Below are 21385 nucleotides of genomic sequence, written 5' to 3'. Positions count from 1 at the left end.
ATATTTTTTCAAAAAAAAACCGACAACTTTGAAATTGTCGGTTGGTTATAAAAAGCTTATAATTATTGTCTTACAAAGGGAGGGAGTAACTTGCTGGAGCATTCTCCAAAACCAATACGAACCTGCCCGTTTTGACTGTGTCCTTTAATAATTACAGTATCGCCATCATTAATAAATTTTCGTTCAGTACCATCATTTAATTTAATTGGATTTTTTCCGCCCCAAGTCAATTCCAGCATAGATCCATAACTGTCCGGTGTAGGCCCTGAGATAGTTCCTGAACCCATCATGTCGCCTGAATTTACTCGACAACCGTTTGATGTATGATGTGCCAGTTGCTGACTCATCGTCCAATACATATATTTGAAATTGGTTCTGGAAACCACAGTTGGTTCTGCGTTTTCTGGCGCAATAGCCACTTCCAGATTAATATCGAATGAGTGTTTTCCTTTTTGCTGTAAATAAGGGAAAGGAGTAGGATCTTGTTTTGGGCCTTTGGTTCTAAAAGGTTCCAAGGCATCCATAGTGATAATCCAAGGAGAAATTGAAGAGGCAAAGTTTTTGGCTAAGAAAGGTCCTAACGGTACATATTCCCATTTTTGAATATCACGAGCACTCCAGTCATTAAGCAAAACCATCCCAAAAATATAACCTTCAACTTCACTGATAGGAACGTTTTCTCCCATGATATTACAATCAGTAGTGATAAAAGCGGTTTCCAATTCGAAATCAACTAAACGAGAAGGACCAAAAACAGGGGTAGTTTCACCATTTGGCAAAGTTTGTCCCATGGGTCTGTGTACTGGAATCCCTGATGGGATAATGGTAGAACTTCTTCCGTGGTATCCAACTGGAATGTGTAACCAGTTTGGCAATAAAGCGTTTTCTGGGTCGCGGAACATTTTTCCAACATTGGTTGCGTGTTCTCTACTGGAATAGAAATCAGTGTAATCACCAATTAATACAGGAAGTTGCATCTCAACATCTTCCATTCTGAAAATCACTATGTCTCTATGTGCAGTGTTATCCCTTAATTCGGAATTTGAAGCATCAAAAATTTCTGCAATTCTATTTCGTACCAATCTCCATGTTTTTTGACCATCCGATATAAAATCGTTCAAGGTATCTTGCATGAACATATCGTCTGTCAATTCGATTCCTTCAAAGTAATTTAATTGTTGCAGCGCCCCTAAATCGATTGCAAAATCACCAATTCTAGAACCTACCGTGACGATATTTTCTTTGGTAAGAAAAACTCCAAATGGAATATTTTGGATAGGGAAGTCGCTGTCTGGCAGTACTTCTAACCATGATTTTCTACTAGTGTCGTTGGCTGTTATTGGCATGATAATGTTAATTGATTGTTGAAAATTACTTGTCAAATATATTATAATCTAGGGGTTAAACAAACGTTTTTTTGTATTTTTGCGTCAAATTAACGAAAATCAAAGAAATGCAACGCGACGAACAAATTTTTGACCTCATTCTTGAAGAACAAGACAGACAAATTCACGGACTAGAACTTATTGCTTCTGAAAACTTTGTAAGTGACGAAGTAATGGAAGCTGCTGGATCTGTTTTAACTAATAAATATGCTGAGGGATATCCTGGCAAAAGATACTACGGAGGATGCGAAGTAGTTGATGTAGTGGAACAAATTGCTATCGACAGAGCTAAAGAATTATTTGGTGCTGAGTATGCAAACGTACAACCTCACTCAGGTTCACAAGCGAATACAGCTGTATTTTTTGCTTGCTTGAAACCAGGTGATAAAATATTAGGTTTCGATTTGTCTCATGGAGGACACTTAACTCACGGTTCACCAGTAAACTTTTCTGGACGTTTGTACAATCCTGTTTTCTATGGTGTAGATCAAGAAACGGGTCGTTTGAACTATGATAAAATTCAAGAAATTGCGACTAAAGAACAACCAAAATTAATCATCGCAGGTGCTTCGGCTTACTCTCGTGATATGGATTTTGAACGTTTTAGAGTAATTGCTGATAGTGTTGGTGCTATATTGATGGCTGATATTTCTCATCCTGCTGGGCTTATCGCCAAAGGTTTGATGAATGATCCAATTCCTCATTGTCATATCGTTACAACAACAACCCACAAAACATTGCGTGGACCACGTGGAGGTTTGATCATGATGGGTAAAGATTTTGAAAATCCTTGGGGATTAACTACACCAAAAGGAGAAATCAGAATGATGTCATCACTATTGGATCTTGCTGTTTTTCCTGGAAATCAAGGTGGTCCATTAATGCACATTATTGCTGCCAAAGCAGTAGCTTTTGGTGAAGCATTACAAGATGAGTTCTTTACTTATGCAATGCAATTGAAAAAAAATGCAAATGCAATGGCTGAAGCTTTTGTAAAAAGAGGATACAATATTATTTCTGGAGGAACAGACAATCACATGATGTTAATTGACCTTAGAAACAAAGGGATTTCTGGAAAAGAGGCTGAAAATGCTTTGGTAAAAGCAGAAATCACAGTAAATAAAAACATGGTTCCATTTGATGATAAATCTCCATTCGTAACTTCAGGTATCCGTGTAGGAACTGCAGCAATCACTACTCGTGGTCTTGTTGAAGAAGACATGGAAACTATTGTTGCTTTAATTGACAGAGTTTTGGTAGATCATACAAACGAAGATGTTATCGAAGAAGTAGCCAATGAAGTAAACGAAATGATGAGCGAAAGAGCTATTTTCGTATTCTAAATTTTTGTTTAAGTGTAAAAGTTTAAAAGTTTAAATCGTTTAAAGGTTTAACCGTTTAGATTCAACTTCAATTTATTTTAAAGGTTTAAAGTTTAAAGATTGTGTATTCTAAAAGTCTTCACAGGAATTTAAACTTTAAACTTTTTCTTTTTATTTACTTTAAGTCTGTTTTAAACAATCTTTAAACCATTTTAAACAAACTTACACAACACATAAATCCAATAAAAATGGGCGTATTACGACTACAACTGCCAACAGATCCTAGATGGGTAAATATCGTTGAGAAAAATATTGAAGAGATTCTTACCGATCACGCTTGGTGTGAGCAAAAAGCAGCAACAAATGCGATTACAATTATCACCAATAATTCAGAACACCAAGATTTGGTAAAAGATTTATTGGCTTTGGCCAAAGAGGAAATTGACCATTTTGAGCAAGTTCATAACATCATTATCAAACGTGGATTGAAGTTAGGCCGTGAACGAAAAGACGATTATGTAAATGAATTGTATTTGTACATGAAAAAAAGCGGTGACGGAAGCAGAGTTTCGGGTTTGGTGGAGCGTTTGTTATTTTCGGCCATGATTGAAGCCAGAAGTTGTGAGCGTTTCAAAGTGCTTTCAGAAAACATTAAAGACGAAGAACTGGCTGTTTTCTACAGAGATTTGATGGAAAGCGAGGCAGGTCATTATACTACCTTTATCACTTATGCTCGAAAATATGGCGTAGGAATCGATGTTGAAAAACGTTGGAGAGAATGGCTGGCATTTGAAGAATCGATTATTGCCAACTACGGTAAAGGCGAGACAATTCATGGGTAGTTTAAAAAGTGTTCAGTATTCAGGTTTTTAGTGATCAGTTGATTGCTAGTTCTGAGTTTTGAGTTCTCAGTCTATACTCTATTTTCTGTGTTCTATTTTCTGTTTTTTAAACTTCTAACCTCTATTTTCTAACTTCTAACCTCAAATGATTTCAATAATTCCTGCTACAGCAAACGATTACGAGACAATTCAGAATATAGCCCATCAAACCTGGCCTATTGCCTATGGAGAAATCCTTTCAAAAGCGCAATTGGATTATATGTTGGATGCCTTTTATAACGAAGAAGCATTAAAAGATAGTGTTACCAATAAAGGACATCATTTTATATTAGCCAAAGAGGGTGAGGGAATTTTAGGTTTTGCTTCCTATGAGCATCATTACAACCAAAAGCAACAAACCAAAATTCATAAAATTTATATTTTGCCACAAACTCAGGGCAAAGGAATTGGAAAAAAACTAATTGATTTTGTCGAAAAGGTTGCAAAAGAAAACGATTCGACTGCGCTTTCTTTAAATGTTAACCGATTCAATAAAGCATTACACTTCTATCAAAAATTAGGTTTCGAAATCGTGGAAGAAGTTAATATAGAATTGGAACATGGCTACCTGATGGAAGATTATGTGATGGAGAAAAAACTCTAATTTAATAGTTTTTTGTTTGATTCAAGACCAATATTACCCAATTCAAGAACTCCAGATTTCTTAGCAATAGTGCATTTACATTTGCTTTATAAAAATGTATTATTCACTAAAAAATCAAAATCATGAAGAATTTCCTTTACTTATTACTGTTAGTTTCTTCGCTAAGTATAGCTCAATCAAAAGAGACAATTGAGAAGCCTGCAGCTAATGCTTATTTTGTTTTAAACAAAACAACTGTTCGATTCGAAAATAATTTCGCTTTTAATAAATATATCGTGTTTAATGAAGGCAATAATAAACATATCTCATCTAATGAAAGTAAAGGTCCATATTATAATCCACCAATATTTAATAATTTATCAAATACAGAGTATCATTTTACGGTATTAGGAGAGAAAATCAATCTTAAAATAACGGATCCAAAAGTGTATAATAGTTTACATATGATAGGTGTTAGAGGCATTGATACTCTCAAAGTAAATAAAGATTTATATAGAATTGAAAATCTGGAAATTCAGATTGTAAAAAATAATAAAATCGCAAAAAAATGGACTTTAGTCACACAATCAAAAAGTTATAGCGAAAACAATGTTTTTGAAGGAAAAAAATATTTTGAAAAGGGCTATTTTCCTTATACAGATTCACTTGTTAACGGTGATAAGCTTGTAATTTCACTTAGAAAAAAAGGACAGGAAAAATGTTTAAAATTACACCTTGAGAAGAAAGAAAGTGCTCGAAAACCTTTTGTAATAATTTCAAGGTCAAATGATTTAAAAAAATCGATAAGTTTTGAAAATTTTATTCAAGAATCTATAGACGAATTACATAAAAATAGATTTTTAGATAAATCGAATTTTTATGATGATTGGCCTGAAGATTATGCTCCTAGAATTATTGGAAGAAGCAGACACTTCAAAGGTGAAAAATATTGCTTGGTCTTTAGAAAGCCAAATGGTAAAAAAAGAACTTATGATAGTTTTGAATACCGAATGAGCGTAAATTCAAAAGCAGGCGAATGGATAAGTTCGAATGGTTTCATTTTCATGAACCTGAATGAATCTGGAACAGAATATATACTTGAAGTCCGTTATAAAGACGATTTGAAGCATGTTGAAGTGTATAACTTCTATACCGAACCTGATTGGTATCAAACACTATGGTTTAAAATTGCTATTGGAATGTTTTCTTTCTTTATTTTTTCTGTCATTTATATTTTTTGGATGAGGAAAATAACTAGAAGAAAAAGATTGGAACAAAAATCCAAAATAAAAATGCTGTATGCCCAGCTTAATCCGCATTTTGTATTTAATGCTTTAGGATCTATTCAGGGATTGCTTAACGATAATCAGATAGAGAAAGCAAATCAATATTTGGTAGGTTTTGGTTCATTGCTTAGAAACACTCTTGCTTCTAGTGAAAAAGAAACACATAGCCTTGAAGTCGAAATAAAAAGCATCAACAATTACATTGAGTTAGAACAGTTGCGAAATCCTTTTTTATATCGTTTAACAATAGATGAAAAAATCAATGTTCATGAAGTACAAACACTTCCTCTTTTGATTCAGCCTTTGATAGAAAATGCCATAAAACACGGAATTTCAAATAAAGAAAATGCTAAAATAACACTTACTATTTCGAAAAAAGCAGATGATTTAATTTTTGAATTAGCAGATAATGGAAAAGGTTTTGATACATTAGCAGAGCAGAAAGGTTTTGGTTTAAAACTGGTGAAAGACAGAATTGCGTTATTCAATCAGTCTACAAAAAAGATGAAAATTGATATGAAGATTCAAAGCAGTTTATCAGGAACACAAATTACTGTTTATTATAAAAACTGGCTCAAAAATGATTAAAGGAATCATCATCGACGACGAACAAAATAACATTACCAATCTGCAGCGATTGCTGGAGAAATATTGTCCAGAGGTAATTATTACTGGTTCGTCGACAGATGCTAATGAAGCTATATCACTAATTAAAAACAGTCAGCCCGATTTGGTTTTTTTGGATATCCAAATGCCAGAAAAGGATGGTTTTCAGGTTTTGCAGGAACTTAATTCGTATGATTTTGAAGTAATATTTGTGACCGCTTTTAGTCAATATGGAATTCAGGCTATTAAATTTTCGGCAATTGATTATCTTTTGAAACCAATTGATATTGAAGAGCTAAAAAAAGCGGTTGCTAAAACAAGTGAGAAATTAAAACATAAAAATCAAAATCTGCAATTGCAGAATTTACTCAATCATTTAAAAGAAAGTAATAACAGTTCCGAACATAGAATAGCCATTTCATCGCTTAAAGAAACCCGTTTTGTATATGTAAAAAATATAGTTCGCTGCGAAAGCGAAAACAGTTATACGTTATTTTTTACTGATGAAGGCGAAACCATTATTTCGACAGTACCTCTTTATGAATATGATGAAATGTTAAGTATTTATGGATTTATTCGTTGTCATCAATCACATTTGGTAAATAAAAAACATGTCAAAAGCCTGCTAAAAGAAGATGGCTATACTTTGTTGCTTTATGATCAAATTAGAATTCCAGTTTCAAGAAATAAGAAAGATTTGGTGAAAAAAGCGCTAGTTTGATTTTAAAGAAATTCTATCAAAAATTAGGTTTTGCAATCGTAGAAGAAGTTAATATAGAATTGGAACACGGTTACCTGATGGAAGATTATGTGATGGAGAAACTGATTCCATAATAATAGTGATTTTTGCCTTAAAAAGAATTATTTTTCTTTTCAAAAAGAATTACTTCACGATAATATCATGCTTGTATAGCAAACCTTTCAGGCCTTCCTGTGAAAAAACTGCTTTCTTCAATTTGGTGGTTTTTGGGTCAATGGTGTAATTATAGCTGGTCTTGAAATTGGCTTTGTTGGCAATGGCTTTGGCAAATTCTGCTCGGTATAAATCGCAATTTTCAAACAAAACTTCTGTTAAATCGGTTGCCATAAAATCAACGGCAATTAAACTGCAGTTTACAAAAGGAGTTCCTTTTATTTTTAGGGTATAAAATTTAGAAAAATCCAAAGTGCAATTATTAAAACGGACTTCAAAAATCAGTTTGTTACACATTGCAAAATTAACATCATTGATTTCACATCGGTTGAATGTTACGGTTCTCAAAGCCACATGATTGATTTTCCCTTCGCTAAAAACACAATCATTAAAAATACAATCAATAAAAGTAACATCCATAAAGTTACAGGCCGAGAACGTACAATTATTAAATGTACAACATTCAAATTCCTTAAAATTAATTTCATCAACGCCGTAAGTGAGGTTGTTGTATTCGATATCTAGGAAATATTCTGGCATCAAAGAATTTTAATTTTGGCAAAGAAACGAATTTCTACCACTTGAATAGAAAGAACATAAATAAAAATGGCATTTCGTATTATTCAAATGTTTGGAAGAGAACATTTCGTAAATGACAAAAGTGGTTCGAGTTTTATTTTTTTTTGCAATAAAATTTTTAGTTTCATCCTATTTTAAACTGTATTTTTGTTAGTATATGCGAAGTCTATGAAAAATTCCATCTCTATTGTAATTGCTTTTGTTTTAATAGCCTGCCAAAACGGTTCTGAAACACTTGCAACACTTTATGGTTTACCAAAAAAACTAAAAGAAGTTTCCGGGATTGTTTATGCCGAAAAGGATGATTTGTTTTGGACTTTGGAAGACAAGGGCAATGCCAATAAAATATATGGGTTGAACGCCAAAAATGGTGCAATTGAGAAAACGGTAACTATCGAAAACGCTATAAACACTGATTGGGAAGATATCACAAAAGATGCAGTTGGAAATTTGTACATCGGTGATTTTGGTAACAATGACAATGTTCGAAAAGATTTGTGTATTTATAAAATTGATAAAGAGTCACTTAATCAGAAGAACGCCATTGCTGCATACCGAATTTCGTTTTCGTATCCCGAACAAAATGAATTTCCTCCAAAAAAAACGAAGCTGTTCTTTGACGTGGAGGGCTTTTTTGAATACAAAAACTACTTTTATCTTTTTACCAAAAACCGAAGTAAAGGATTTGACGGCACGGCTTTTGTTTATAAAATTCCAAATAAAGCAGGTCTTCACCAAGCAGTCTTAATGGGGGAATTTAAAACTTGCGACAATTACAACCATTGTGCAATTACCAGCGCTACGATTAGTCCAGATGCTTCCAAGGTGGTTCTTTTAACCCATGATAAAATTGTATTATTTGAGGGTTTTGAAGGAGATGATTTTCTAAAAGGTAAGCAGTCGCAATTGAAATTAAACCATTTTTCCCAAAAAGAGGCGATTTGTTTTAAGAACAATGAAACCCTGATTATTGCTGATGAAAAGACAAATAAAGTTGGTGGCAATGTATATGAAGTGAATCTCTCGACACTAAAATCCGTACCCTAAACCAATAGTGACTCTGGCTCGGTCTTCGGTACTTTTAAAGTAGGTAATTCGGCCTGTAATCACATTGAGACCATTTATCCATATTCCTCCACCAACGGACTGATGCCATTTATTGGAATTTTCACCATCGACCCAAACTCTTCCATAATCAAAACCTCCCAAAATTCCATAGGACATTGGTACAATACTCTTTTTGATTTTTCCGATATTCCAACGTAAATCGGTGCTTTGGTAGAAAGAGGATTTTCCCAGAAATCGTTCGTTTCTATAACCTCTTAAATCGTAATCACCACCTAATGCTGCTCCTTGATAAAATTCGAAATTATTATTGAACAACATTCTTGATTTCAAAATAGTGGCCAAAACAAGCTGACCTTTAGAATCAATTTTATGATTGAAATTAATCTTTGCGTCTAATGCAGGAAAATTAGCTTTCGTATCTTGAACATTCATTTTCCAACTGCCCGCCACCGAAAATCCAAATCCCATAGTAGAAAGCGATGGAACATCATAATTCTCAAAGCTATATTTGATTATGGCTCCCACAAATTGTTGGTGGTCAAAAACGTTTGGGTTTACTACGCCTGGAACATTGATGTATCGATTGGTAGTTTCTTCGACTTTTATTTTTTCAAAAGTAGTCGAGAGATTGATTTCACTTCCGTAGCGGCCAACTTTTTTGATAGAGGGTGCTGCTTTTAGTGTCCGCAATCGAACCCGATTGTAATCCATCCCATTAATATCATCATTGTTTACCGTTTCATTTCCAAAGCCAAAATAATTAATGGTGAAGTTAGGACTGGTAAATTTTGATTCTATTTCAAAATCCCATTTGCCGATAGTTTTTGGAAAATAGCCATTATAAGTGAATTCATAACCACTTGTGGCAAATAAGTAATTGGCTCTTAATACGTGTCTTTGAGTGTATGGATACTGATTGAATTTATTGACTGTGTAGTTTGCAAGGAAGCCTAATTTTAAGCCATCATCCGGATTGTAACCCCCAAAAGGCAATCCTGAGAAAGCATTGTATTTTACTTTTTCATAGTTGTAAAAATTAGGTTCATAATCATCTGTCAAAACCGTTTTGGTTTTAGAATCCAAGGTATAGTTGTTCGGTTTTGATTTAAAATCATAGATTTTTATTCTTTCTCCGTTTTCAATGGTATATGAATCTTTATTTTGACCACCTATTAACCTAATTTTTATACCTGATTTAGAGCTGCCTTTTACTTCAAATACATCATCATCATCCAAACCATAAACCCAAATATTTTTGGTTTTATCTGCTGTAAAATTTTTTGTGTACAGCAACTCCTCGCCATCTTTTTTGAGTCTGTAAACCGCAATTTCAGTCTTGTTTTTAGAGGTATGGGTGATTGTGAATTTGTCTTTTTTGTCTGTTCCAACAATTAAAACTGTTTTTTGAAGGACACGATAATATTCTTTGGCATAGTCTTGTAGTTTAGTTTTTCGTGTTTTCAATTTACTTTTAATGTCTTCAATTGTTTCGTCTTGAACTTCTTTGGGTAAATTAATGAAAGCTCCGTCTATTTCAGCATCCGAAAGATGATCTTGTATGTATTTGGCCTGTGATATCCATTCTTTTTCATCAGCTGTTTTTAGGAAAGCAATATCCTGTGGATAGGGTTCACGATTGAACCATTTTACGTTTTTAATGTCTTTTTTAAAGCTTTGCTGATGGCGTAATGCAGGCATATTCATTAAAAGTGAAAGTAATGCTCCATCATATTTGGTAAAGGCTTGATCCCTGTCCCTTGGAATGGGTTTATACACTATTTTTTCGCCTTCTTTGTATTCGCCCCAACGCCACTGATCACTGTGCCTGTCCCAATCGCCGATAAGCATATCAAATAAACGGGCTTTGATATATTCAGGTTCATCGATGGTGTATTTCTCGTCTTTATGCATGTTTTTCATAACATCTTCGGTACTGATGATGTCCAATGGTTTTCCAAAACTTTTTACATCCTTTTGATTGTCGCTGAGATGTTCTTCTACCAAATAGAGTTCATCACCAAAATTATAATTGAAGCCCTTTAAAAGAGGTTCTTTTGGAATGTAATACAAAAGAGGATTGGTATGCGCCACACCGATTTTATCGGCGAGTTTTCCAACTGCCAATGGAGTGTAAGGGTGTGAGGTGGTGTAAAAATCAAACAAGAATCCTTCGGCATAGGTATCATCAAACTGATTTAAAACAAACTGATCTTTGAATACAACAGATTGCAGAAAGCGTGAAGTGCTTTTTTTGAGGGCACGCATTACATATTCTTTTCCATTGGCATCAACCAGTCGCAATGATTTTGATTGGTGTCCTCCACCTTCTTTCGTGGGTTTGACACCACCAAAAAGCGTGTCCAAAGTAGCTGTTTTTGCTTCAATTGGTAAACTATAATATTTTCGGTAATGTAGTCCAAAAAGGAATTTATGAAAGATACTTTTTTGGGTCATTTCTTTAGAATAAATAGATGTAGTTGTTGTCGCGGCGAATTTTGCAGGTAAGTTAGTTGGCGCAACAGTATCACGAACTTTGATAATGATTTGTTCGAAAAGTAGTTTTTCCTGTTGGTTTTCATTGCCAAAAAAGGTCACTTTGGTTTCGCCGTTTCTATAAACGGTCAATGTTGCATAGCCATTTCCTCCGTATGAAAAATCAGTTGGATTGACCGCTTTGGCAGCTTCCGATTTTGAACCAGCACCGCTAATGATTTGTCTAATATTGTTTTTGCTGAGGTATTGTAAATTGTGGTCATGACCCGAAACCACAATGACATTTCTCTGATTTTGCAAAAGTGTTTTTACCCGTTTCGTAAAATTGAGATACACTTTATTTTGAATATCCTGTGGATTGATACCCGATGTTTTTCGAATTAAATTCATCGCAGAACCAATAACGGGCAACGGAATTTTTTGTTCCAATGGAAAAAGTTCTTTGTCCAATGAATATTGTCCGCCGTGGGAACCGTTACTCATCAACGGATGATGAAGGGCAATAATTACTGTTTTGTCCTGATTTTTATTCAATAGACTTGCCAGTTCTTCAAAAAAGGCTTCACGGGTTTTGATCGTGCAATCGTCATTTATGGTTGGGTATTTATCCCAATCTTCCAAAAACCATTGACTGTCAATAGTGATTAAAGTGCTGTTTTTGTCAATCTTTAATTCTTCGATCCCACAATTTTTTTGAGGCAAAAAAGCTTTTTTATCGTTTAGATAATTGGTCACAAATTTTGCCTGGCGTTCTATTCCGCCAATTCCGTTGTACCAATCATGATTTCCTGGGATGAAAATGGTTTTTCCTTTGAAGTTTTTGGATAATTCTAACTGTTTTGTTAGTTTGTTTTGGGCCAAAGCATGTTCTTCTGGATATTTTCCGTTCGGAAATCCTTTGGGATAAATATTATCACCAAGAAATAGTAAGGTGCTTTTTTTATTTGAATTTACTAATCTTTTTTGGAGTAACGCTAATGTTTCCTGAGCTTTATCTTCTTCAGCATTTCCGGCATCGCCAACTAAAAAAAAGGTATGGGCAATTCTTGAGGTATCCGATGTGTTTTGTGAAATTTCATTTTCTGTGCTTTTGCTATACTGTGCTTGGTGTGTGGCACAAGATTGTAATACCAATACTAAGACAATGATGGCATAATTTATTGTATTCCCTTTTGTCAGACGTTTTTTTGAAAACAATATCATGATTTTACTTTTAACAGTATTGAATGTTAGTTTTTTTGATTTATCAAAGGCAAGTTTACATGAACTTAAAATTCAAGAATCATACCTTTCTTGAATAGCCATTGATAGTGATCCTATTGTGTGTTTTATTATTTTAAATTTAGTGAAATACCAAGTTTTGTAATAATTTTTCAACGATATTAAGTAAATGTAATTAAAGGTAATTGATTAGTCAATCTTAGTTTTAAATAAAAACCATCAAAAGGGCAAAAAACAAAAATTATACAAAGTTTTATTTATTCTTTGAGATAAAATGAATTTCAAAAAAACAATTTCATAATTTAGACAGATAAAAATTTATGTATGACTCTTGTAAATCAAGTTCAGGATTTTGTTTCCGATTTAATCAAAGATAAGCTTTCCAGTGTATATTCATATCATAATTTGGATCATACAATTGGGGTAGTGAATGCCGTTATTCTTTTATGTGAAGAAGAAAAAGTATCTCCTTCCGACAAGGAGATTTTACTCGTAGCAGCTTGGTTTCATGACACGGGATATACAAATGGCTGCAAAAATCATGAAGATTCTGGTATTAAAATTGCAACTCATTTTTTAGAGGAAAAAGAAAAATCCGAGGAGTATATAACTAAAGTTTCCAGTTTGATCAAAGCAACGGCCAAGGAGTATGTGCCTCAAACTCTTTTGGAAAAGGTAATAAAGGATGCGGACTATTATCATATTCTAGGTGATGATTATGTTTCCGAATGTGAAGGCTTGAGGAAAGAGTGGGAGAATGTTGAAGGCAAATCATTCACAGAGATGGAGTGGGCAAAAGAGAATGAATTCTTTTTATCAAAGATCCATCAGTTTTATACTTCTTATGCTCTTGAACATTGGCAGCCTTTAAAGGAAAAAAACATTAAACGACTTCGAAAAAAAATAAAAAAAATGAATGAAGAATTGTCCAAAGGCGATAAAATAAAAGCAAAAGAAGAAAAACCAGATCGAGGAATTGACACGTTGTTTCGGGTTACTTTGGGAAATCATACCCGTTTGAGTGGTATTGCCGACAGCAAAGCCAATATTTTGCTCTCAGTAAACGCCATTATTATTTCGATAGCGCTTTCTACATTGATTCCAAAATTAGATAGCCCACGAAACGTGCATTTGGTTGTTCCTACTTTTATTATGTTGATGTCCAGTGTAATCACCATTATTTTTGCCATTCTTTCAACACGACCAAAAGTGACTAAAGGTATTTTTACAAAACAAGATATTGAAGATAAGAAAGTGAACTTGCTTTTCTTTGGCAATTTTTACAAAATGCCTTTGGAAGATTATAAATGGGCGATGAACGAAATGATGAAAGACAGAGAATATTTATACAATTCCATGATTAAAGATTTGTATTTTTTAGGAATTGTTTTGGAGAAAAAATACCGTTTGTTGCGCATTGCCTATAATATTTTTATGATTGGAATTGTACTTTCTGTAGTTGCTTTTGTTTTAGCTTTTAAGACATTAAGTCTTTAAGATCTCTGCTTTTTAGACACTTGAGGTTGAACGGAGCTATTTTTTTGAATCTGTTAATTTTGCAAAATAGTATGATAATTATGTAATTCCTCCAGCAGTTTTTAGGACGTACTTTGGATCGAACCTAAACTTTGAAATTATGAGATTTTTATCAGTGATATTTTTTGTATTCGTATTTGTTTCTTGTCAGAAACAGCAAAAGGAAGATATTAATAAAGCCAAACAAGTTAGTATCGATTCTATGCAAACGGAAATCATTAAGAAAAAAATTATTGATTCAATGGAAGTGGTAATTGCAAAAACTAATGAAGCCAATGAGGCCAATGAACGACGCCAGAATGTAACTGGAGTAAATCAGCCTGCAGCGGCGGTTCCTGCCAAGAAGAAAGGCTGGAGCGGAGCAGCAAAAGGAGCGGTGATAGGCGCCGGTGTTGGTGCAGCTACGGGAGCGATTGTCAGTAAGAAAAAAGTACAAGGTGCCATAATAGGCGGATTAGCAGGTGCTGGCGTAGGTGCAGGAACTGGAGCCATTATTGATAGCAGTACAAAAAATAAAGCGGAATAATATATTTACTGTTTTAAAAGCAAAGAGTCTTTTGGGTTTCATTTTGATACCAAAAAGACTTTTTTTTATGTCCAAAATTCAATACTATATCAGGATCTTTTTTAAAGATTCTGCAATGCTTCTCCATAAAAAATTATAAAAAGATTTCTCCTGAATCCGTTCCAGTTCAATTTTTGCCTGTTTGGATTTGTCATCCGAATCTTTTTTCAGAATCAGATTGGTAACAGCACTTTTGAATTTGGCTTTTTTATCAGGATTTCCTTTTTTATAAAAAGTTACCTTTAAATCTTTGTATTTTAAATTGGCATAACCGTATGCGTTTTTATCATTTCCGGTAATATTGAAACTATAGGAATTAAAAACACCTTCAAATGAAGTATTGATATATGGTTTTGTGAATTGGTACATGGACTGAATATCAAAATTTTGAATATTGCCTTTTATGGTAAAACTGTCTTTTACATCAAGTACATTAAATGTCCAATGTATTTTTAATGGTGAATCTTTCATGAAGCGGCAATTGATTTTGATATCGACATCTGCTGTTTTTTTTAAGCCAAAACCGCTTTTAATGTGAGTTGCATTCAAATTAAAATGATCAAACGTCAATTTAGCCGGACCTTTTTCAAAATTGATTTCTTCTTCATACACTAATTTGGAATTCTTTATCAAAAGAGTATCTATTTGCAGCGGGAATTTTACTTTTCGAAGTAATGCATTATACAATAGTTTTTTGCTCAAATCATCTTCGGGAATTTTATTGCGGTAAATGTTGGCGTTTACACCGTCAAGAACCAAAGATTTGGCTTTGAAGAAAAACACCTCATTTTTAAATCCCCAATCCATTGATTTTATATCCAATGAAGAAGCCTTAACAGTAAAAAGATCTTTTTCTTTTGGTAACTTTTTTACATATACTACTCGGGAATATTCGGGTAAATATTCTAAATTTTTTATGTGAAGTGTATGATTTGCAGTCCTTATTTCAGATACTTTAATGGTATAAAACTCATTCGGTTTGTAATATAAACTGTCACAATCCACAATATAGGCATCAAATAAGAACGGTATGGAACGTTCTAATATTGGATCACTAATTATGATTCCTTCTATGGATGCAGTAATATTTTGAGTGCTGAGGATAATTTCGTTATCGTGAGTGGAGATAACTGTTAATCTTCCTTTCTGGAGGAAAATGTCAGAAACAGAAATTATTTTATCAAATGGTTCTGCAATCTCTTGACGAATTGTACGAGTGTTGTTGTCCTTTTTATATAAAATTAAATTTGGTTCATTAACAGTAATACTTTTTGCTTTTATAATATCGTTAAAAAGTAATTTCCAAATATTGAAATTAGTTATGGTAATGGATGTAGTTTTGGCATAAACTCCAATTTTAGCTCTGCTTTTTTTGGGTTCTATTTTAGGAAGAACCGTTATATTAGATATGTGAATATTGGCAGGTAGTAAGTCAATTGTTAGCTTTTCATAAGTGATATGATATGGAGTTTTGTTATTTTCTTTTATAACTTTAGGAAACTGATTTGTAAGCCAAAAATTTAAACCAACATTGGCAAAAAGTAATAATACCAATAAAGCAGCAATTCCGAAAATGATTTTTTTTGCTAATGACATAATCAGATATTTGGTTTAAACCAATAAATATAAAGTTTTAAAACCAACTTTAAATGATAATGCCGAGTTTAACTGCTTTAATTTAGTTCGTTGACTAAATCGTTATGGGTGTTGTCCAGTGTGTGATTCTTGAGATTGGTATTGATTACTTTTACCCTTATGGCTCTCAATCCTGATACCCCTTGAAGTTCTTCGACTTCAAATTGTTCAATGGTGGATTCCAATATTTTTTTGTGTTGCAGGTATTTGATATATTTTAAATATTCGTTTTCTTCGGCATTGTGAGAATAAACAATTGTGATTTTTTCTTTTTGGGTAATTCGTTCTTTGGTACCTTTTATATTGGCTTTGTCAATGCGTTTTTTGACCACTTCATAGCGGGCGTTATACGTTCCATCTACATCAAAACGTTTTTCGTCCATCCTGAATCGGATAGAAATGGGAGAGCTAAAAACTAAAATCAGCGATGTTACGTCCAATTCATACGGCAAAGTCTCTTTGAGCTGATGGTGTTCAATTTCCATTTCGCACAAAGTCTGCAATTGCCACAATCTTAAATTTTGAAGATAAAGCATGTTAAAAGGTTTTGTCGGAGCTATTGATGCGCCAATGTAGAGGTTGTGTTCTACGCCATCTGTTTTGAATCGTTCGTAATAATGAGGATAGATTTGTTGTGCTTCAATTTGTTTTTTATCCAAAACCAGAGCCAGTTTTTTATTGATTACAGACATAGTGTTATCAAATTTCTTTCTGGATTGATAAAACATTCCTGTTTTTTCGTCTAAGCTTTCAAAATAGTTTTTCGTTGCCATTTCACTATCAATATCCATTTTAGTATTTCTCAGGATAGGATGTATTTCAGTTTCAATATAACTCTGAATTTGTTGCTCAGTATCAGCTTTTAATGACGATTCTAGCTCTTTATCAAAAGATTGTAATTCGAATATTCGTTGTTCCAATAATATAAGGCTTTCATTTGATTTTTGCTTTTCAAGGAGCTGTATGAGAGTTTTTAATTGGTTTTTCAAATCCTCTTTTACCGTTTGATTCCGATGCTCGGATGAGCCTTTAATGTCAATTTGTCCATAGAGCGGATAGACTTCCTTGAATATGATTTCTTTGAAAATGTAATCTTTATTGGGACTGCTTGTTTGGTAATATTTGAGCGCTTCCCTTCTGAATTTCCAGTACACGCTGGAATGAATCGCAGTATATTCTCGTTGAATAATAGCTTCAATCTGGTGTTGCATATCGATTTTATAGCGTTCCATTGTATCGATGAGATAGGGTAGAACCAAATCTAAATTTGTGGCATTCACAGTATTGAGTTCCTTTGGTTTTGCAGAAACTAATTCTATAATTCCCAGTATGGTGTTGTCTTTTATTACAGGTGCAAAAATACAGCTCTTTACATTTTGCTGAAGCAAATGTTGGGCAAGTCTTTCATTTCCGGGAATTTTGGAAAATTGTTCAACATCAGATATTATCATTGATTTTTTTTTCTCCAAAATAGTTTCCAGCGAACAGCCGTAAACGGTGTTTTTGCAATCTATTTCCTCGAATCCGTTTAAGATGAAACTCTTTATTTCTTTCTCGTCATTCGGTGGATTGGTGAATTTTTCCTGCTCTTCATTGTAGATTATCAATCCAATTCTTAAATCCGAAATTTTAAAAATAGATCTAAAAATAGTTTCAAAACTCAGTTTTGAATTGGCTTGTGAAGATTCTGGTTTTAAAAGATTGCTTTTTAGGTTGGATATGGCATTTTCTCTTGTAACATCGATTAGCGTAATTATTCCAAATCCTTTTAGAATCCAGCTTTCCTTAGGGAATTTTTCTTTCCACAAAGTAATGTTCTCATAATTGTCCATCAAAAGATCGATGTCATTTTGGGAAAGATGGGCTGCATTTTGGGTTGGAATGACTTCTATAAAATCGGCATTGTACAAAATGCGGTAATGGTTTATAATGCCATTCGCATTTGGAATATCATAAAACAAAGGTTTATTAAAATCAAAATGCTGCTGATAATAAGTGTTTAAAATCAATATGCAATTAAAGATGTAAAATTCATCCTGCTCAAAATCTCGAATCTCCATGTCAAATGTTACACCAGCATTTTGAAGAATTTTTTTAAACCTCTCCGTGTAATTAAATGTAATGTCTTGAAAAGGAATGCTAATCGCTTTAATTTCGTTGTGCGTTAATGCGGTAGGGAAGAGATCGGCGAGTAAATTATGGATTAAAGTTTCGTGTTTTTTTATAAAACTTATATCTTCAATTCCATCTCTGAATTCCGGGAAAAGTTCTGTTTCTTTGAGTAAAGCTTTGGCATAATTCGACCGATAATCCACATCGGCGGAAGCAATATCCTCCAAATTTTCAATCAATTTATGAAATGAAATTATCGTTTTGAACGGGCTTTCTGTAAATGAATTATTACTCATAATAGGTAGGTAAATGCGACAGTAAAATTACAAATAAAGAGCTTGAGTTATTGTTTTTAATGTAATATTTTGTTTTCCATGATATGAGTTTTTAATATTGATAGAACAAATTTATAGTCTTTGAAAAGCCTTTGCATTGAACTAGGACAAGAAAGGAATTGCCTTTTCTGGATTAATTTATTGTATAAAGATCCTTTCCAAATCTTCTTTTGAATTTAGTTCTGACAGAGAAAAGTTATATGCTCTATAAACATGATTTTTGTAGGTTCTGAAATTTTTACCCAATTCCAACCAATAAGTATTCAGTATCATGTCAATCGCATTATTTGTGATTATTGACCTCATATTAAAAAGCTATGAATTTTTTTCACTTCTCTAATATGTTATTCAAGACGAATAGTGTGCCAATATTTAATTTTAGTGTTTATACGGGGTTTTTTGATTTCTTTAGAAATTAAATTTGTGATATATGGTAAATTTTGAAGCGCTATTCACGAAATGAAGTAGATGAAAAACAAAGTTTTTGAGGGAATTTATGGTTTTTAAACGATTAAGTTTAATCTCATCGTAAATTACATTCAGTTTTTTAGAAGTTTATATGAATATAGTTATTTGATAAAATGCTGAATGAAGGTAAACACAGCTATAGTTTTTTAGCTTTCGTACCAATTTATTTCAGGGTAATACTTTTTTAGATATTCTTTTACATCGTGTATGTCTTCTTTAGCTGTTAAATCTGGGACATGTTCCGAAAAAGGAATTCCAAGAGTGCTATTTGGATGATCTTTTATGGTGTTTAAAAGTGCTGTTGGAAGTTCTTTTTCGTCTCTTTCGGGATGAATGGGACAGTTTTTGAGATAGGGATATACTAGAGCTCCGTCAAATTTGAAAGCATTCATACTTACCCTTAATTTGCCTTCTAAATCTTTATATTTTTCAACACTGTCAGCCGAAGGTTTTTCGAGAATATCCAAAAGCTGATTGTTTTTATCTAGTTTAGCAATGGCAAAACGTGAAATTCGTTCTGCAGAAAATTCCAAGGCATCCCGGTCATAGCTTATAAAAGCATTTGGACTGTTGGTTTCTCGAAGTGCCAAAAGTGCTTTTGTGGAATACAAATTATCGCTATTACACACCGAATAAAATTGTGTATTTAGTTCGGGATACTGTTCCACAGCTTGGAGTAATGCGTCTGCTGTGCCAAATGGTTTTATTCTGTCTTTTGGAATATATTGAACAGCGAATGAAATATTTAATCCATAAAAATCATTATTTTTATTTTTACTGCCATAAAATTCTTTGAATAATTTTCCTTGTTGACCAATGATGATGTAGATGTTTTTGTATCTGGCTTTTTTTGCATTTAGCAAAAGGTAATCCAATAAAGGTCTTCCATTTGGCCCCACTCCGATAAGTCCTTTGCTTCTCTCATTGGCTTGTTGGATTTCTTCTTCGCTTAAATTTTCCAATGAAGCTTGTTTTTTCATTCTTGAAGAAGCTCCTCCAGCCAAAATAATTAAACTGTTATGCATGTTTTTGTATTTAATTCGATTGTACTATTCTCGCTCCGGGATCAACCCCAACAACATAAGCCTCTTTTGCACCGGCCTCCAAAATGGATTGAACCACTTGCTCTTGTTTTTCCGGTTCAGCAATTACTACTATACAGCCGCCGCCGCCTGAGCCAACAATTTTTGCGCCATATGCACCTGAATTTAATGCTGCTTTTATCATGGCATCAATTTTTGGTACTGTGATTTTTAGTAAATCTCTCAAAACAGCATGATGACCGTTCATTAATTCGCCAATTTTTTTTAAATCAAGAGATGATTTTTGAAACTCTTTCAAAGCAAGTATAGTGTATTGATGATTTTTTATGGCCGCTTCAAAATAAGGAATCAATCGATCTGGCAAAAAGTTGCAGTACTTTTTTAAATCGTCAATTTCGGTGGTATTTAAATCAAAATCTTTATAATTCTGTTTTACAATATCTATTGCCATCAAGGCATTGTTTTTTATCTCGCCAATAAGCCCAATGGTTTCTTTTGGCACACCCGATACACCTATAATAAGCCCTTTTAATTCCGTACCAATAATAGAACAGCGAAACGGTTCCTGTGTGTTAATATGAACAATATTCCCCATGCTGATGCTGTAATGATCCATCATTCCTCCAGGTTCTCCATGCTCTAATACTTCAGAAGTATATCCCATTAGTGCAATAAATTCGGGTGTTATTTCCTCATCTACACCAAAGGCGGTTATCAAAAAATTAATCCATGCTATCAATAGAGCCGATGAACTTGAAGTGCCGGAATTGATAGGAATAGTTCCTGTTATGGTGATGTCGTACCCAACATTTGGAATACAACCATGTCTTCTAAGTACTCGCAATGAAGATGCAAAATAGTCGCGTGGGTTTAATTCTGGAAAAGTTTCATTAATATTAATAATTCGTACTTCATTAATATCCAACATGTTTAAATTAAATACATTGGTTGTATTTTGTATTGCGTTTAATTCTATGTCCCGGTCAATTGCACACGCAATAACAGGTAATCCAAGGTAATCTTGATGGTCTCCAAAAAGACAAGTACGGCCAGGTGCTATGGATCTAATTTTTCTCAATTATAATGTGTGTTAAAATTCAGTAATTCAGTATTTTATGTGATGGTTTGTGTTTTTTTACCATTCTTGTTTTTGATTTTATAAAAACGAAAGTATAGATTAAGTTTTAATAAAACAAGCAAATGTAAGTAAAATGTGTTCGAACACATTTTGTTTTTGAAGCAAAATTTAATCACTGGAATAAATTATCAGATTTATTTTGAAAAGCTTTATCAAAAATGGTTAGCAGTCTGATTTTAGTTATAAAAACTCAACGAAAAACGTATATATTTGTGA

At 33.3% G+C, this 21385-nt stretch carries 15 protein-coding genes; 8 read left to right on the top strand and 7 right to left on the bottom strand.

Annotated features, from left to right (window positions below):
- Positions 1–62 precede the first annotated feature (62 nt).
- On the bottom strand, positions 63–1346 hold the full coding sequence (gene fahA, locus B0E44_RS02865; RefSeq protein WP_077370701.1) for a fumarylacetoacetase: 1284 nt from the start codon (positions 1344–1346) through the stop codon (positions 63–65).
- A gap of 107 nt (positions 1347–1453) precedes the next feature.
- On the opposite strand from fahA, the gene glyA reads away from it, so the two are divergent.
- From glyA to B0E44_RS02840, 5 genes are all read left to right on the top strand, one after another.
- Entirely contained in the window at positions 1454–2728 is a 1275-nt protein-coding gene (glyA, locus tag B0E44_RS02860) for a serine hydroxymethyltransferase (RefSeq protein ID WP_077370700.1), read from the top strand.
- Positions 2729–2955: 227 nt separating this feature from the next.
- The gene (locus B0E44_RS02855) at positions 2956–3549 is read left to right on the top strand and encodes a tRNA-(ms[2]io[6]A)-hydroxylase (protein WP_077370699.1); all 594 of its coding nucleotides are present in this window, start codon (positions 2956–2958) and stop codon (positions 3547–3549) included.
- Between the two features lie 145 nt (positions 3550–3694).
- The gene (locus B0E44_RS02850) at positions 3695–4192 is read left to right on the top strand and encodes a GNAT family N-acetyltransferase (RefSeq protein ID WP_077370698.1); all 498 of its coding nucleotides are present in this window, start codon (positions 3695–3697) and stop codon (positions 4190–4192) included.
- A gap of 122 nt (positions 4193–4314) precedes the next feature.
- Positions 4315–6045, top strand: a complete 1731-nt coding sequence (locus B0E44_RS02845; protein WP_077370697.1) for a sensor histidine kinase — start codon at positions 4315–4317, stop codon at positions 6043–6045.
- Positions 6038–6784, top strand: coding sequence for a LytTR family DNA-binding domain-containing protein (locus B0E44_RS02840; RefSeq protein ID WP_077370696.1), 747 nt, complete (start codon positions 6038–6040; stop codon positions 6782–6784). The genes B0E44_RS02845 and B0E44_RS02840 overlap by 8 nt, the downstream gene beginning before the upstream one ends.
- 162 nt (positions 6785–6946) lie before the next feature.
- On the opposite strand, the gene B0E44_RS02835 is transcribed toward B0E44_RS02840, so the two are convergent.
- Positions 6947–7516, bottom strand: coding sequence for a pentapeptide repeat-containing protein (locus B0E44_RS02835; RefSeq protein WP_077370695.1), 570 nt, complete (start codon positions 7514–7516; stop codon positions 6947–6949).
- Positions 7517–7723: 207 nt separating this feature from the next.
- Here B0E44_RS02835 and B0E44_RS02830 point away from each other — a divergent pair, with 207 nt between their 5' ends.
- Positions 7724–8602, top strand: coding sequence for a hypothetical protein (locus B0E44_RS02830; RefSeq protein ID WP_077370694.1), 879 nt, complete (start codon positions 7724–7726; stop codon positions 8600–8602).
- Here B0E44_RS02830 and B0E44_RS02825 read toward each other — a convergent pair.
- Positions 8585–12319 (bottom strand): metallophosphoesterase, encoded by a 3735-nt coding sequence (locus B0E44_RS02825; protein WP_077370693.1) that lies wholly within the window; start codon positions 12317–12319, stop codon positions 8585–8587. The genes B0E44_RS02830 and B0E44_RS02825 overlap by 18 nt on opposite strands.
- 342 nt (positions 12320–12661) lie before the next feature.
- On the opposite strand from B0E44_RS02825, the gene B0E44_RS02820 reads away from it, so the two are divergent.
- Together B0E44_RS02820 and B0E44_RS02815 are read left to right on the top strand one after the other, a co-directional pair.
- Positions 12662–13834 (top strand): Pycsar system effector family protein, encoded by a 1173-nt coding sequence (locus B0E44_RS02820; RefSeq protein ID WP_077370692.1) that lies wholly within the window; start codon positions 12662–12664, stop codon positions 13832–13834.
- Between the two features lie 139 nt (positions 13835–13973).
- Positions 13974–14399 (top strand): glycine zipper family protein, encoded by a 426-nt coding sequence (locus tag B0E44_RS02815; RefSeq protein ID WP_077370691.1) that lies wholly within the window; start codon positions 13974–13976, stop codon positions 14397–14399.
- Positions 14400–14483: 84 nt separating this feature from the next.
- On the opposite strand, the gene B0E44_RS02810 is transcribed toward B0E44_RS02815, so the two are convergent.
- From B0E44_RS02810 to B0E44_RS02795, 4 genes are all read right to left on the bottom strand, one after another.
- A complete protein-coding gene (locus tag B0E44_RS02810) occupies positions 14484–16034 on the bottom strand; it encodes a hypothetical protein (RefSeq protein WP_077370690.1) in 1551 nt (516 codons plus the stop codon).
- 77 nt (positions 16035–16111) lie between these two features.
- On the bottom strand, positions 16112–18481 hold the full coding sequence (locus tag B0E44_RS02805) for a GAF domain-containing protein (RefSeq protein WP_077370689.1): 2370 nt from the start codon (positions 18479–18481) through the stop codon (positions 16112–16114).
- Positions 18482–19134: 653 nt separating this feature from the next.
- On the bottom strand, positions 19135–20013 hold the full coding sequence (locus B0E44_RS02800; protein WP_077370688.1) for a sugar phosphate nucleotidyltransferase: 879 nt from the start codon (positions 20011–20013) through the stop codon (positions 19135–19137).
- 10 nt (positions 20014–20023) lie between these two features.
- Positions 20024–21109 (bottom strand): galactokinase family protein, encoded by a 1086-nt coding sequence (locus tag B0E44_RS02795; RefSeq protein WP_077370687.1) that lies wholly within the window; start codon positions 21107–21109, stop codon positions 20024–20026.
- Positions 21110–21385: the final 276 nt, after the last annotated feature.

Origin of the sequence: Flavobacterium sp. A45, from assembly GCF_002001005.1 — a bacterium.
In the GTDB taxonomy this organism is placed as follows: domain Bacteria; phylum Bacteroidota; class Bacteroidia; order Flavobacteriales; family Flavobacteriaceae; genus Flavobacterium.
This window is presented reverse-complemented; position numbering and strand designations above follow the sequence as displayed.

Excerpts from the sequence above, each read along its gene's own strand:
- fahA (WP_077370701.1), bottom strand. The coding sequence starts at position 1,346 with ATGCCAATAACAGCCAACGACACTAGTAGAAAATCATGGTTAGAAGTA.
- glyA (WP_077370700.1), top strand. The coding sequence starts at position 1,454 with ATGCAACGCGACGAACAAATTTTTGACCTCATTCTTGAAGAACAAGAC.
- B0E44_RS02855 (WP_077370699.1), top strand. The coding sequence starts at position 2,956 with ATGGGCGTATTACGACTACAACTGCCAACAGATCCTAGATGGGTAAAT.
- B0E44_RS02850 (WP_077370698.1), top strand. The coding sequence starts at position 3,695 with ATGATTTCAATAATTCCTGCTACAGCAAACGATTACGAGACAATTCAG.
- B0E44_RS02845 (WP_077370697.1), top strand. The coding sequence starts at position 4,315 with ATGAAGAATTTCCTTTACTTATTACTGTTAGTTTCTTCGCTAAGTATA.
- B0E44_RS02840 (WP_077370696.1), top strand. The coding sequence starts at position 6,038 with ATGATTAAAGGAATCATCATCGACGACGAACAAAATAACATTACCAAT.
- B0E44_RS02835 (WP_077370695.1), bottom strand. The coding sequence starts at position 7,516 with ATGCCAGAATATTTCCTAGATATCGAATACAACAACCTCACTTACGGC.
- B0E44_RS02830 (WP_077370694.1), top strand. The coding sequence starts at position 7,724 with ATGAAAAATTCCATCTCTATTGTAATTGCTTTTGTTTTAATAGCCTGC.
- B0E44_RS02825 (WP_077370693.1), bottom strand. The coding sequence starts at position 12,319 with ATGATATTGTTTTCAAAAAAACGTCTGACAAAAGGGAATACAATAAAT.
- B0E44_RS02820 (WP_077370692.1), top strand. The coding sequence starts at position 12,662 with ATGACTCTTGTAAATCAAGTTCAGGATTTTGTTTCCGATTTAATCAAA.
- B0E44_RS02815 (WP_077370691.1), top strand. The coding sequence starts at position 13,974 with ATGAGATTTTTATCAGTGATATTTTTTGTATTCGTATTTGTTTCTTGT.
- B0E44_RS02810 (WP_077370690.1), bottom strand. The coding sequence starts at position 16,034 with ATGTCATTAGCAAAAAAAATCATTTTCGGAATTGCTGCTTTATTGGTA.
- B0E44_RS02805 (WP_077370689.1), bottom strand. The coding sequence starts at position 18,481 with ATGAGTAATAATTCATTTACAGAAAGCCCGTTCAAAACGATAATTTCA.
- B0E44_RS02800 (WP_077370688.1), bottom strand. The coding sequence starts at position 20,013 with ATGCATAACAGTTTAATTATTTTGGCTGGAGGAGCTTCTTCAAGAATG.